We start from the raw sequence: 13,739 nt of genomic DNA on the forward strand, positions 1-13,739 counted from the left end.
AGCATTAGCGGTTTGAGCTGCTTTCTCTTGCCTACTTCTCTTTGCAGCCGGCAAAGAGAAGTAGGTGCCGCCCCGCACAGGGGCAACGCTAATAGACCACTAACAAAACAAGGAAAGGCCAAAGCCCAGGCACACAGACAAACAAGCGCCGCGCAGGCAAAAAAACCATTTCACTCCCCGTTCTAAGAATCAACCAAATACTTGGTTGCCCACCCCCTTCCCCTCCCGTACCGTTCTCAGATTGCGCTCGGCGCCCGGCCCGCTCTGGAGAACTCATGCCAACATCTGAATCGCACGCATCCCCGAATCCCACCACCGCAGATGCAGCAGACCCGTTCGGCGAAAACGAACTAACCCAACGCTTCGCACCTGTATTCGCCCGCATCGCCGAAGGTGCAGTAGAACGCGAACAGAATCGGGAACTGGCCTACGCGCCGGTGGAATGGCTGCGCGAAGCCGGATACACCAAACTGCGCGTGCCCAGGCGCTTCGGTGGCGAAGGCATCTCGCTGAAAGCGTTCTTTGCGTTAGTCACGCGTCTCGGCGAAGCGGACTCGAACCTTCCGCAAATCCTGCGCGTGCACGGAGGATTTATTGAATCGCTGCTGGAAAATGGTGATGAATCGTTGCGTGACCGATGGTTCACGCGTATCGCACAAGGTCAGATTATCGGCGGCGCCGTTTCCGAACGCACCGGCGTGACCAACAACAGCGTACGTCTCACCCAAAGCGACGGTGCGTGGAATCTCGACGGCGAGAAGTACTACACCACAGGCACGCTCTACGCCGACTGGGTCGACGTTACCGCGCACGACGGCGAAAGCGACGTCCGCGTACTCGTCAAAACCGATGCGCCAGGGCTCGCCCGCATCGACGATTGGGATGGTTTCGGGCAGCGTCTGACCGGTAGCGGCACGGCACGTTTCGATCACGTGCCGGTCTCACTCGACAATCTGTACCGCCGATATAACGCGTCCGAACCACGCCGTAACAGTCTGCTTACTGCGTACTATCAGGCACTGCATGTCGCGAACCTTGCCGGTATCAGTCGCGCGGCACTGCGCGATGCGGTGGCGTTCACACAAGGTAAAACGAGAACCTTCGGCATTCCGGGTGAATCGAGCCCGCGCGACAATCCCTTGGTGCATCGTGTAGTCGGCCGGCTTGCAAGCCTTGCGTACTCGACGCAGAGCATCAGCGCTTCGCTAGCCAGCGCGATCGATGAAGTGTCGGTCGCGCGGCAGGAAGGCCGCACTGACGAACAGACCTATGTGCGCCTCGACATCCAGACTTTCCAGGCGCAGCAGATCGTCATCGAACAAACCCTGCAAGCGGCGACTTTGTTGTTCGAAGTGGGCGGTGCATCGGCGACCAGCGAGACGCGCCGCTTCGATCGGTACTGGCGCAATGCGCGTGTGCTGGCGTCGCACAATCCGGCAATCATCCGCGAAGCCGCTATCGGTGATTTCTATCTGAATGGAACTGCGCACAAGGAAAGGTTTGGCGTGGCGCGGAATCCGGAAGTCTCCGCGGCGGCTGCTCAGCTGTAAAAAAGTATCAGGTCGAGGTGCCCGCCTATGCCGCGGCGCACCCGGCGCGCTAAAACGACTAAGGCCGCTCACGCGGCCTTAGAACTTTTTGCCCGGCAGGAATCTGGTTCGACGCTGGATCCAACAGGTTCCTCAGATCACTTCGCCGAGGGCGTCCAGATACGGATGTCCGTCGCTTTCAAAGTGGCGGGAATCAGCCCCGCGGCGCGATACGTGTCGGCGATGCGCTGCTGTTCGGCCAATTGATCGCGTTTCACCGGCACGATGTCGTAGCTGCGACGGCTATTGGCCAATTCGACAGTCGGTTCAGGAATATTGCCCCACACTGGCCCGAGAATCTGTGCGGCTTCCTGGGGATGTGCCTTGACCCACTTGCCCGTCGTGTTCAATTCGTCGAATACGACGCGCAGCACATCGGGATGCTTGTCAGCGAAGGTCGTTGTCGCCGTATAAAAACGGTTGTATTGAGCGACGCCGCCGCTGCCGTCCGCGATCACACGAACATGCGCCTCACGCTGCTGGGCCGCGAGAAACGGGTCCCAGATGGCCCATGCATCGATATTGCCGCCGCGGAAAGCGGCGAGCGCGTCGGGCGCCTCCAGATAGCGCACCTGTATATCGTTGATCGTCAGACCCGCTTTAGCCAAAGCGCTCAGCAACAGGAAGTTGCAGCCCGAACCTTTGGACACCGCCACACGTTTGCCCTTCAGGTCCGCCACCGAATGAATCGGCGAATCCGGCGGCACAATGATCGCCTGGGCGGTCGGCGCAGAGGTCTCTTCGGCGTAATAGGTCAGCGGCGCATTGGCGGCCTGCGTAAAGAGCGCAAAGGCATCCGCCACATCCGCATGCAGATCGACGCTGCCGGCGTTGAGCGACTGCAGCAGGCCCGTCGAGAACTCGTGCCAGCTCACGTCATAGCCGAGCGCGTTGAGCTTCTTCTCGAGGGCGCCAGTTCGCTTCAACAGAATGAACAGCGTCGATGAGCGCTGGTAGCTGATCGACACCGTTTCGTTGGCGCATGCCACGTCGGTCGACAGCACGCCGCCCATCAACGTCAGGCATACGCAGAGGCGTCGCAGGCTTCGGGAGCCGGAGAAAGCGAGGGGCATCGATCGAGATCCATGTGAAGTGGGTATGCGGAATCGCTGAATATATAAAAGAATGACACACGGCCAAAGACTGATTTCATCGATCGATATGGGTAGAAATTGGAACGCGTGGCGGCGGTATCGCTCATCATTCGAAGTTTGATGCGACTTGAAGCGCACGCTTTCACCGTGGAGATTTCTGCGTTATGTCGACACTCCCTCCCCGCTTCGGCGTCTGGGCACTGGTTCATGGCAGCCGCGCCGCGCTGCAGGACCCCGATGAACCGTACGACGCGTCGTGGGCGCGAAACAAAGCCCTCGTTCTCGAAGCCGAGCGGCTCGGTTACGATTCCGTGCTGGTCGCGCAACATACGATCAATCCGCACAATCCCGACTTCGATCAGCTCGAAGCGTGGACCGCCTCGGCCGCGCTCGCGGCGCTAACCGAACGCATCGAGATCATCGCCGCCATCAAGCCGTATCTGTATCACCCGGTGGTGTTGGCAAAGATGGCGCAGCAGATCGAACACATCAGTGGCGGGCGCTTCGCGATCAATCTTGTCAACGCGTGGAATCGTCCTGAGCTGGAACGCGCCGGTATCGGCTTCGCGGAGCACGACGCGCGTTATGCGTACGGTCGCGAGTGGATCACAGTGGTGGATTCCTTGCTGCGCGGCGAGCGTACGCGTTTTCGCGGCGAGCATTTTAATGTGGATGACTATCTATTGCGCCCCGCGGATCCGTTTCGCAACCGTCCGCGCATCTACGTCGGCGGCGAATCGGAACCGGCGCGGGAACTGGTCGCCGGCAAGGGCGACGTGTGGTTCATCAACGGCCAGCCACTGGACGCCGTCAAAGCGTTGATCGCGGATGTCTCCGGCCGCAAGCGCCCCGCTCCGCACGAGCCGCTGCGTTTTGGTTTGTCGGCCTTCGTCATCGCTCGTGAGTCCGGCGAGGCCGCCGATCAGCACCTCGCCCATCTGTTCGCACTGGCCGCAAAAGATGCCCCGCTACGCGAGCAACAGAAATCGAACATCGACCCCAAGGCGGTGATGTTCCAGACCTTCGCGCAAACCCCGCGCGTGGGTTCGAACGGCGGCACGGCGGCTGGACTGGTCGGCAGCTATGACACGGTCGCGCAGCGGATCGCCGATTTTCATCGTGCCGGGATCGAGTTATTCATGTTGCAATTCCAGCCGTTCGAGACTGACATGCGCATTTTTGCCGAAGAAGTGATTCCGCGGGTACGTCACCTGCTCGGCTGATCCGGGCGAGGTCCGCGGCTTTCCGCGCGTCGCACTCATGTGGCACAGTATCGTCAGGCGCATGCGCTACGCTTGCGATACTGGACAGCCCCGATGAGCGAGATGAAGAACCCGACCGCCTACGAGCCCCCGGTCGACGAAGACCAGCTTCTGCTGAAGTGGATCCGGCGCGCGCGTGAATCCCAGATGAGCCATTACGACATGGCCGACCTGCTATCGGCGCGGGACCGCAGCGTCGGCTGGCTGGTCACCGCATTGACCGCGTTTGTGGGGACGACCGTGTTTGCGTCGCTGACTTCGACCGCCGTCTCGCCGGCGCTCAGGATCTTCGTGGGCTTCGTGAGCGTTGCGGCGGCGGTCTCAGCCGCGCTGCAAACCTTCCTCAGATATGCGGAGCGTGCGGAAAAGCATCGCGCGGCGGGGGCCCGCTATGGCGCTGTGCGGCGCAGGCTGGAAGCGATCTTCGCAGGTGACGCCGACGCACGCGATGGCCACTATCTCACCGCGATCCGCGACGAACTCGACCGGCTCGCTGAAGATTCACCGAACGTGCCGCCGCGCATTTTCTATCGCACCCAGCGAACCCTGTCCGCCGAACCGCGACGAAGCCGCGATGCCTGAGCGACCCGGTTGACTGTAGTTGTCGAAGAATGCGGGGTCGTCGTAAATGTTCTGTGTCATTTGTAAATGGCATTAACTTCAATTGAAGCAACGCGACCGCTGATGTATATGCGCGGGACCCGCAGCGTGTCATTTGCCCATGCAGTTTCAATTGCTGGGATCAACCACAATTCCTGTTGAGGCGCCTGACAGCCTATATAGGCCGCGCCTTGCGGCCCTTAAGGGTCACTTAAGGACATTGCCTGCACAATGCTCGGTGGTGAGAATACCCCTATCTACAGGCATGTTTTTCCACCACTCATTCGAAACACGATAGTCCCGCCCGGCCTTCCGGTATTTACGTCTTTCCGGGCCTTGGCGTCCGCCCGATTATGGTATCGTCCGACCTGCGCTTTAAGGCGCATTGCCACACTCAATCGGGAAGCGCAATCGCTCCCTAAAAAAAGATTATGGAAGTCCAAAACGCCCGTCGTTGGGCACCACGGGGAACCCGCGTCTGGCTCACCGCGGCCGCCGCATTGGCGATCGCGAGCGGAGTACGCCTGTTGCTCCATCCGCTGCTGGGACCGATCATGCCGGGCACCGCCTTCTATATCGCGGCGGCGCTGGTCGAGTACTTTTGCGGGCTGGCCCCGGCGCTTACCGTCATGGTGCTCGGCCTGGGTATCGCCGACTATCTGTTCGTCCCGCCCTACGCAACCATCGACGTATTCGATCGCGCCGACCTCGTCCTGCTGGTCTCGTATCCGTTGGTGACGCTGCTTGTCATCGTGCTGATCGAACGCCTGCGCCGCTCGCAGTTTCGTGCCGAACTGATCGCGTCCGTTGCGCAGTCGCGCTATGAAATGCTGCTGCGTCACGATAACGAACGCATGCTGGCACGCCGCGGCGTCGACGAAACACACCGGCTGCTGCGCCACCTGTCCCATCACCACAGGACGTTCATTTTCATTCAGGCGCTCGAGCGCAACGCGTTACAGCCGGGCAACGACGTCAAGCCGCAAGGCGTGCTGCCGCGCCTGCCCAACCAGATTGCACCGGGCCCGCGCTTCGCCGATGTCGATCCCGACGACATCCAGCGGCTCAGCAAGGCGCTGTGGCCCGGCAGCCATCGCGTGCACCTGAAAAGTGGCGATGGTCCGTCGAAGCTGACCGAGTGCATGTGCGAACGGTTCACCACCCACGCCGGCGAGTTTCTCGTCCTACGGATCGGAGCCTGATCCATGAGTCAACCGACGAGTCTCTTCTTACCCGGCGACGATCATGCCGTGCTGATGTTGCACGGCCTGTCGAGTTCGCCGCTCGAATTGCGTTTTCTCGCCCGCTATCTGAACGCCGAGGGCTTCACCACCTGCGCGCCCGTCCTGCCGGGCTACAGCGCCGGCTCGGAAGAAGAAGCGATGGAGGCGTGGCTCGAGGCGGCCGTGCGCGAGTACGACGCGTTGGCCGAGCGCTTTGCCCGCGTCTCGATCTGCGGGCTATCGATCGGCGCGGCCCTGGCGCTGGCACTGGCGCATCGCCGTCCAGGGGCGCAGTCGCTTGTATTGCTGTCACTGACGCTCTCATACGACGGCTGGGCGATCCCCTGGTATCGTTTCCTGCTCAACTGGGCGTACTTCACGCCGATGCGCAAACGCTGGCGCTACCGCGAGGAGGCGCCGTTCGGCCTGCGCAACGAAGCGCTTCGTGCAAAGATCGCCCGCGCGATGCAGCGCAGTGACTTCAGCGAAGTCGGTCCGTCGACGATTTCATTGCCGGCATTGCACCAGGCGAGCCGCCTCGCCGCGAGCGTGCGCACGCAGGTACGCGACATCAAGACCGATTGCCTGATTGTCCATGCGATCGACGATGAGACGTCGAGCCCACGCAATGCACGTTTTGTCGCCACGAATATCGGCGCTGCCTTTTTACGCACAATCTGGCTGGATGATTCGTATCACATGATTACGTCGGACAACGAGCGCGAAATCGTCGCGCGCGAAACCACCCTGTTTCTGCGCGAGAGCGAAGCCGTCCATAGCGGCGACGACGGCAAACAACAGGTCGTCTCGAAGGCTCTGGCGCGACGCCTCAGGCAACTCGCGGCGCTTGGCAAGGAGCGCGCATGACGGCGGATACCACGCTGAGGTTCGGCAAGCCCACGCGCGTTTCGCTGCGTACCACCCTCAGGTTCGGCAAACCCGCACGCATGTCGCTGCTGCTCGCCGCTGCGCTTGGCCTTTGCGCTGCGCATGCTGCCCACGCGGACGATGCAAGTCCGAACGCGACGACTGACGCCAGTACCGGCGCGGCCACCGACAGCAAATGGAAAATCGGCGTGGGTCCTGGCGTGGTGATTACGCCCAAGTACCCGGGGTCCCGCCAGTTGAGCGTATTCCCGTTCCCTGCGCTGGACATCTCATACGACGACCGGATTTTCTCGCAAGGCCCAGACGTGCTCGGCGTGAACGTGCTGCGCGGTCCTGCCTATCACGTGGGCGCTGCACTGACTTTCGATTTCCAGATGCGCAAGGAGTCCGACGATCCGCGCCTGCATGGACTTGGTGATGTGAATGGCGGGCCGAAACTGAAGCTCTTCGCCGACTATACGTGGTGGGCGTTTACCGGGTCGGTGGCGTTGTACCAGGATATCGCCGGGCATCACCAGGGGACGACAGTCAGCACGGATTTCGTCGCTTCCGCGCCGGTTGGCGGCTGGTTGTTCTCGGTGGGACCTGGCTTCACCTGGGCGAATGGCACTTATACGCGGACGTTTTTCGGCGTGTCCGGGCAGCAAAGCGCGGCGTCAGGTTTGCCCACGTATAACACCAGTGCAGGCGTGCGGGACGTCCACATGAACGCCATGGTGACTTACGACTTTTCGAAGCACTGGAATGGCTCGGTTTCCGCGACTTTCGGGCGACTGGAGCACGACGCGGCGAATAGCCCGATTACCGAAAAAAGATTCGAGCTCAATACGCTCGCTTCGGTGAACTACAAGTTCTAGTTTCTGGTTTCTCGCGCGCTCGCAGCGTGCGAGAAACCAACCGCCAATCACCAATCGCGTTTCAATCCCCCGTACCTAGCTCTTCAACTTCAATCCCCAACTCGGCAGCCATTCGCCGCACCACCACCCGAAGCCGGCTCACCTCGTCGGCAAGCCGCTTCTGTTCAGCTTTGACCGCCTCGAACGCCGACAGCGGCACGACCTCATCGTCCCCGCCCGGCTGGGCAAGATCGCTTGCGCTGACTTCGCCGCATAGCAGATGCATCCAGCGATTTTCGCGCTCGCCCGGCGTGCGGGCCAGCTTCACCACCCGCGGCGGATCGTTGGCAGCCAGTTCGTCGAGAAACGCCTCGACCGACGAGATGTCGGCAAATCCATGCAGACGCGCGCTGTTCAAGCGCAACTCGGCTCCGGTCTGCGGACCGCGCAACAGCAACGTGGTCAGTAACGCTGCCGACTGGCTCGGCAACCCCAACACCCGATTCATGTTGTGTTCGAAACGCGGTACACGGCTGCTGCTGCCTTCCATCACCAGGCTCAGCCGCTTCAATCCGTCGATGGCGGTCAGCACCTCGGCTTCGGTCGCATTCATCACCGGCGCGCGGCCGGTTTTCTGATTGCAACCCAAGGTCAACGCGTTCAGCGAAAGCGGATAACTATCCGGCACGGTGTGCTGCTTTTCGACGAGCACACCAAGCACGCGCCCCTCAAGCAAGGTCAAGGCGCGGATGGAGGGACGGGAAACAGCGTCGGGAGTGGAGTTCATAGAAGATGTCGCGGCATGCGCCGCCGGGTCTCGTGGATGGTGTGCCTTACCGTTGCACAGCCTGGCGGCGGGTTTTAGTTGGTGGCCACTATGATAAACGGCCCGGCCGCTCGCAGTGTACGAATCTCCGCAATGGCGAAGCGTGCCCGGACCGTGTTCGCATCCGATTCGGCGCATTTTTGTTTCGTTGACGGATTCCCATATTCGAGATAATTTCCCGGATATGGAAAATACACTCGCCGACGACAACGCCATCGACCGCCGCATCGCCCAGCGTCTGCGCGGATTACGCGCCGAGCGCAACTGGTCACTCGACGATCTCGCCAAGCTGAGCAACGTCAGCCGCGCCACCCTCTCGCGCCTCGAGAACGCCGCCGTGAGCCCCACGGCGAGCGTGCTGGGCAAGCTCTGCGTCGCCTATGGCTTGCCGATGTCGCGTCTCATGCACATGGTCGAAGATGACTTCGCGCCGCTGGTGCCGCGCGACGCGCAGCCGGTCTGGGTCGACCCGAGCGTCGGCTTCCGGCGCCGCTCCGTGTCGCCACCCGCTCAGGCGCTGAGCGGCGAGGCGCTGGAGTGCGAACTCGATGCCGGCGTACGCATCACATACGACGCGTCGCCGAGAGCCGGCCTCGAACATCATCTGATCCTGCTTGAAGGGCAACTGCAGATCACCGTCGACGGCCGAAGTCACGATCTGCAACCCGGCGACTGTCTGCGCTACCAGTTGTTCGGCCCCAGCGCTTTCGTCACGCCCTCGCATAGCGCGGCGCGCTACATCCTCTTCATCGTCTGAGTTCGAGCCACCATGAACGCGACTACCATCACGACCTTTTCCGCCGACGACCTCGTTCGCCATCTGCCCGAACTCGGCGCGCTGCTGCGTGCCTGCGTCCATGACGGTGCGAGCGTTGGCTTTGTATTGCCGTATAGCGTCGAGGAGAGCGAGGCGTTCTGGAGCGGCAAGGTTCTGCCGTCGCTGCGGGCAGGCGCGCTGGTGCTTTTTGTTGCTCGCCATGGCGAGGCGATCGCCGGCACCGTGCAACTCGATTACGACACGATGCCGAACCAGCGTCATCGCGCCGAGGTGCGCAAGCTGCTGGTCCACCCCGCGTTCCGCCGCCAGGGCATCGCCAAAGCGCTGATGGCGGAACTGGAACACCGTGCGCACCAGTTGCAGCGCAGCCTGCTGACGCTCGATACGCGCACCGGCGACAAGGCCGAGCCGCTCTATGCCTCGCTGGGTTATCAGACGGCCGGAGTGATTCCGCAATTTTGCCGCGACACGCTGGAGGAGCGGCTTGATTCAACCACCATCATGTACAAGACGCTGTGAGCGTGACGCAGGCAGGCCGCCTGTGATGCACCACGAGCATGGTAGTCGATACTGACCGATGCTCGGCGAGGAAGGCCGCGATGCAGACTCAGGCGAGTCTGGATCGCGTGGCTTAACGGCGCGAATCGAGCGCGATCCGTACGGCCAGACCGGCGAGCACGGTGCCCATCAGCCAGCGTTGTACCTGTAGCCAGATCGGCCGCCCAGCGAGAAACCCGGCGATCGAACCTGCCATGGTCGCAATCAACGCGTTGATCGTGACGGAGACGACGATTTGCACGCAACCCAGCGCGATCGACTGCGTGAGCACGCTGCCGTGCTCCGGTGAAATAAATTGCGGCAGCAGCGACAGATACATCACCGCGATCTTCGGATTCGCGAGGTTCGTGACGAGCCCCATGGTGAACAGTTTGCCGCGGCTGTCGTGCGGCAGGTCGCGCACCTGGAACGGCGAGCGGCCGCCCGGCTTGACCGCCTGCCACGCCAGATACAGCAGGTAGAGCGCGCCGCCGAAACGCAGCGCGTCGTACGCGTAGGGCACCGTCAACAGCAGTGCGGTGATACCGAACGCCGCGCAAAACATGTAGAACACAAAGCCGAGCGCGACGCCGCCGAGCGACACGAGCCCGGCGCGCCGCCCCTGGCAGAGTGATCGGGAGATCAGATAGATCATGTTCGGGCCGGGCGTGAGCACCATGCCGAGCGAGACCAGGGCAAAGGCAAGCAGCGTTGTGGCAGCGGGCACGGCGTTCTCCTGTGGGAATTGAAGTCGGGCAATGCCGCCAAATATAGCCGACGCCGCCGGTTCAAGCCTTAAACCCCCACGTAAAAAGTCCCTATAGGCAGTTGAATGGCTTTGATTGCGCCAGTGGGGCGGACGCGCCGTTGCATATGGCACCGTACTGTGCCGATTGCGCGCTGCATCGAAAGAAACACTTGCGGTGAAATTTATTGCCCGGTATCGTCGAGCCGTTCTGCAATGCAGCGCGGGAGAGATCGTCAGAGGATTGTGACGACGCCGACGGAGCAACCGCCCCGGAAACTCTCAGGCAAAAGGACCGCGTAGCTGGAACATCTGGAGAGCGGCGCCGTGCGCGCCCACCGAAGGGGATTCCCTGCATACCGCTTGGATCGCAAGCGATATGCTCACAGGAAGAAACTCTCAGGTACATGGACAGATGGGGCATCGACGCCGGTTTCGACACGAAATCGACACCGGTGATGCTCAACTACTCTGGACCATGTCATGTCACGAATCGCCATTATCGGCGCCGGCATTACCGGCGTTACGACTGCTCACGCCCTTGCGCAGCGCGGCCACCACGTCACCGTGTTCGAACGTCATCGCTATGCGGCGATGGAGACCTCGTTCGCCAACGGCGGCCAACTGTCCGCGAGCAATGCCGAAGTCTGGAACAGCGCGGCCACGGTGCTGAAGGGCTTGCGTTGGATGCTCACGCGCGACGCCCCGCTGCTGCTCAATCCGATGCCCACGTGGCACAAGTATTCGTGGATGGGTGAATTTCTGCGGCAGATCCCGCATTACCGTACGAACACTGTCGAAACGGTGCGGCTCGCGATTGCTGCGCGTGAGCATCTGTTTTCGATTGCCGAGCGCGAAGGGATCGACTTCGATCTGGAGCGGCGCGGCATTTTGCACATCTACAAGACGCGCAAGGAATTCGATGCGGCCAGCAAGGTGAATGAACTGCTGCGCGAAGGTGGGCTGGACCGGAATCCGGTGACGTCGAGCGAGTTGCACACGATCGAGCCGACGTTGCATGGCGATTTTTTTGGTGGGTTTTTTACGCCTTCCGATTCCACTGGCGATATTCACAAGTTCACGCGCGGGTTGGCTGATGCTTGCGTGCGGCATGGTGTCGAGTTTCACTACGACGCGGAAATTACGGCGATCGAGCAGCCGGCTGAGGGACGGTTCTCGTTGATGGTCAATCTGGAAGGTGAGTCGCAACAGTTTGCTTTCGAGCGGATCGTGGTGTGCGCCGGTGTGAAGAGCCGCGACTTCGCGGCGATGCTTGGCGATCACGTGAACGTCTACCCGGTTAAGGGGTATTCGATCACCGTATGTCTCGATGATGAAGTGAGTCAGCAGAACGCGCCCTGGGTAAGTTTGCTCGACGACAGCGCGAAGATCGTGACGAGCCGGCTTGGCGTGGATCGGTTCCGGGTTGCGGGGACGGCGGAGATCAATGGGTTCAATCGGGATATCCGGTCGGATCGGATTGCGCCGCTGGTCGACTGGACTCGACGGTATTTTCCTGAGGTGTCGACTTCGAAAGTGATTCCTTGGGCGGGGTTAAGGCCGATGTTGCCGAGTATGTTGCCGAAGGTCGGGCGCGGAAAACGGCGCGGCGTTTTTTATAACACCGGGCATGGGCATTTGGGGTGGACGTTGTCGGCGGCTACGGCGCAGGTTTTGGCGGGTTCCATTCAATAGGGCTTGTTTGCGTGCGCGGCGCTTACTGCCATACTTCCGGCGGCGCTGCGCGCGCCGCCGCGGTTGTTCATCGAACCGGCCGCCGCCCTTTTGCGATGAGGCTTACTAGCCTGGACTCGATCTGACAGGTGGTCCGGAAGCGTCGCCAAAGGCAAATCCAGCGACATCTGCTAGTGTTGTCCAATCGGTGTCCACTCTCGAGGGAATCTCCATGACCAGATCCCGCTCCGTCACGCGCAGCAACCCAAGCATGCGGCTCACTGATGAACAAATCGCCGCAGAAGCCACGAGACGCTTGGCATGGGATACGGCCGTCCCCCCAAACACCCTGCAAGTCAAAGTCTCACACGGACGCATCACCCTGCTCGGTGTACTTCAACATAACGAGCAACGAGCCGCTGCACTTGAAGACGTTTCCCGCCTGTTCGGCGTCACCGGCGTCTCTGATCACGCCATCGTCAAAGCGAAGTTGCCCTAATCCGCTTTCGCTCGCAACAGCATCCGGCAATGCCTCGCGATCTGCTTCTCCTCCTCGGTGTGAATCGCCCTCACCTTCCCCGCTGAATCCCCTTCCGATAGCCCCAAAAACGCAAGCCCCTCGCACACTCGCTTACGAATCTCCTCACTGTGTTCACCGATTCCCCCCGTGAACACCAGCAAATCGATCCCACCCAACAAAGCCGCATAGGCGCCGATCGTCTTGCGCACGGCCGTAGCAAACGCATCCAGCGCCAGCGATGCATTCCCATCGCCCGCGGCGGCGCGCTTTTCCAGCGCCTGCATATCACTTTCGCCATCGGCGTAACCGGCGAGGCCGCTCTGGCGATTCAACAGCGTCTCCAGCGCATCGGCATCGAGCTTCTCCACGCGCATCAGATACAGCAGCACGCCTGGGTCAAGGTCGCCGCTTCGCGTGCCCATCGGTACGCCGCCGGTCGGAGTGAGACCCATCGACGTATCGACGGATTTGCCGTTCTGCAATGCACATAAACTCGACCCGTTGCCCAGATGGGCGAAGACTGCTCGCGGCGGCAAATCGGCACCGAGCCGCGCCACCAGCGATTCATACGACAGCCCGTGAAAGCCGTAGCGAATCACACCGGCCTCGGCATAACGGCGCGGCAACGCAAGCTGCGCCGTGCGTGCCGGAAGTGTGGAATGAAACGCCGTATCGAAGCAGGCGAAATGCTCGGCGTCGCCGAAAATCCTGGTTGCCTCGTCGATCAATGCCAGCGCCGGTGGAATGTGCAAGGGCGCAAAGTGCACGGCGTCCTGCAAGCGCTGCCGGACTTCAGCCGTCAAACGTTGATGCGTTCGCAGATGCGGCCCACCATGCACCACGCGATGCCCCACCGCAACAGGACGCCCGCGCTTCTGCTCCGCAAGCACGCGTGCGAGCTTCTGCAACGCGTCGGTCTGCGACTCCAGCACATCCTCTTCTTGCACCAGTACGCGGCCATCAGGCGACTTGATGCGCAAGCTGCCGTCGCCGCGCCCAATACCTTCGGCGCTGCCTTCCAGCAGCAATTGTTCGTCGCCGCCGGAGCGCGCAAACAGTCCGAATTTCAGCGACGACGAACCGCTGTTCAACACCAGAATCGTTGGAGTTGGAGTTGGAGTCTGCGTCGGCTCGCCGGTCTTCTCATGAGTCTCCATGGCACGCTCC

14 protein-coding genes and 1 riboswitch are annotated in these 13,739 nt (G+C 61.4%); of the genes, 10 read left to right on the forward strand and 4 right to left on the reverse strand.

Annotated features, from left to right (window positions below):
- Positions 1-275: 275 nt before the first annotated feature.
- Complete coding sequence (locus FSO04_RS14970) at positions 276-1,550, forward strand: acyl-CoA dehydrogenase family protein (RefSeq protein ID WP_154560431.1); 1,275 nt, start codon at positions 276-278, stop codon at positions 1,548-1,550.
- Between the two features lie 137 nt (positions 1,551-1,687).
- Here the strand turns inward: FSO04_RS14970 and FSO04_RS14975 are convergent, their stop codons facing one another.
- Positions 1,688-2,662 (reverse strand): aliphatic sulfonate ABC transporter substrate-binding protein, encoded by a 975-nt coding sequence (locus FSO04_RS14975; RefSeq protein ID WP_199203034.1) that lies wholly within the window; start codon positions 2,660-2,662, stop codon positions 1,688-1,690.
- 185 nt (positions 2,663-2,847) lie between these two features.
- Between FSO04_RS14975 and FSO04_RS14980 the strand changes: the two genes are divergently transcribed.
- From FSO04_RS14980 to FSO04_RS15000, 5 genes are all read left to right on the forward strand, one after another.
- Entirely contained in the window at positions 2,848-3,906 is a 1,059-nt protein-coding gene (locus FSO04_RS14980; RefSeq protein ID WP_154560432.1) for an LLM class flavin-dependent oxidoreductase, read from the forward strand.
- 102 nt (positions 3,907-4,008) lie between these two features.
- Positions 4,009-4,527 carry an SLATT domain-containing protein gene (locus FSO04_RS14985; protein ID WP_154560503.1) on the forward strand — a complete coding sequence of 173 codons (519 nt, stop codon included), beginning with the start codon at positions 4,009-4,011 and terminating at the stop codon, positions 4,525-4,527.
- Positions 4,528-4,976: 449 nt separating this feature from the next.
- Positions 4,977-5,747: a DUF4118 domain-containing protein gene (locus FSO04_RS14990; RefSeq protein WP_154560433.1), complete on the forward strand. Its 771-nt coding sequence runs from the start codon at positions 4,977-4,979 to the stop codon at positions 5,745-5,747.
- Between the two features lie 3 nt (positions 5,748-5,750).
- Complete coding sequence (locus FSO04_RS14995) at positions 5,751-6,635, forward strand: alpha/beta hydrolase (RefSeq protein ID WP_154560434.1); 885 nt, start codon at positions 5,751-5,753, stop codon at positions 6,633-6,635.
- Positions 6,636-6,715: 80 nt separating this feature from the next.
- Entirely contained in the window at positions 6,716-7,513 is a 798-nt protein-coding gene (locus tag FSO04_RS15000) for a MipA/OmpV family protein (RefSeq protein WP_154560504.1), read from the forward strand.
- A gap of 61 nt (positions 7,514-7,574) precedes the next feature.
- On the opposite strand, the gene FSO04_RS15005 is transcribed toward FSO04_RS15000, so the two are convergent.
- The gene (locus FSO04_RS15005) at positions 7,575-8,279 is read right to left on the reverse strand and encodes a YceH family protein (protein WP_154560435.1); all 705 of its coding nucleotides are present in this window, start codon (positions 8,277-8,279) and stop codon (positions 7,575-7,577) included.
- A 223-nt stretch (positions 8,280-8,502) separates the two neighbouring features.
- Between FSO04_RS15005 and FSO04_RS15010 the strand changes: the two genes are divergently transcribed.
- Positions 8,503-9,075 (forward strand): helix-turn-helix domain-containing protein, encoded by a 573-nt coding sequence (locus tag FSO04_RS15010; RefSeq protein WP_154560436.1) that lies wholly within the window; start codon positions 8,503-8,505, stop codon positions 9,073-9,075.
- 12 nt (positions 9,076-9,087) lie between these two features.
- Positions 9,088-9,615 carry a GNAT family N-acetyltransferase gene (locus FSO04_RS15015; RefSeq protein ID WP_154560437.1) on the forward strand — a complete coding sequence of 176 codons (528 nt, stop codon included), beginning with the start codon at positions 9,088-9,090 and terminating at the stop codon, positions 9,613-9,615.
- Positions 9,616-9,727: 112 nt separating this feature from the next.
- Here the strand turns inward: FSO04_RS15015 and FSO04_RS15020 are convergent, their stop codons facing one another.
- Complete coding sequence (locus FSO04_RS15020; RefSeq protein WP_168435690.1) at positions 9,728-10,360, reverse strand: LysE family translocator; 633 nt, start codon at positions 10,358-10,360, stop codon at positions 9,728-9,730.
- A gap of 232 nt (positions 10,361-10,592) precedes the next feature.
- A riboswitch (glycine riboswitch) is annotated at positions 10,593-10,686 on the forward strand.
- A 175-nt stretch (positions 10,687-10,861) separates the two neighbouring features.
- Here FSO04_RS15020 and FSO04_RS15025 point away from each other — a divergent pair.
- Both FSO04_RS15025 and FSO04_RS15030 read left to right on the forward strand, forming a co-directional pair.
- On the forward strand, positions 10,862-12,073 hold the full coding sequence (locus FSO04_RS15025) for a D-amino acid dehydrogenase (protein ID WP_154560438.1): 1,212 nt from the start codon (positions 10,862-10,864) through the stop codon (positions 12,071-12,073).
- Between the two features lie 211 nt (positions 12,074-12,284).
- Positions 12,285-12,551, forward strand: coding sequence for a BON domain-containing protein (locus FSO04_RS15030; RefSeq protein WP_154560439.1), 267 nt, complete (start codon positions 12,285-12,287; stop codon positions 12,549-12,551).
- Here FSO04_RS15030 and FSO04_RS15035 read toward each other — a convergent pair.
- Positions 12,548-13,729, reverse strand: coding sequence for an acetate/propionate family kinase (locus FSO04_RS15035; protein WP_154560440.1), 1,182 nt, complete (start codon positions 13,727-13,729; stop codon positions 12,548-12,550). The two genes, FSO04_RS15030 and FSO04_RS15035, sit on opposite strands and share 4 nt — an antisense overlap.
- Between the last annotated feature and the right edge of the window lie 10 nt (positions 13,730-13,739).

It is taken from the genome of Paraburkholderia madseniana, from assembly GCF_009690905.1.
Classification (GTDB): Bacteria; Pseudomonadota; Gammaproteobacteria; order Burkholderiales; family Burkholderiaceae; genus Paraburkholderia; species Paraburkholderia madseniana.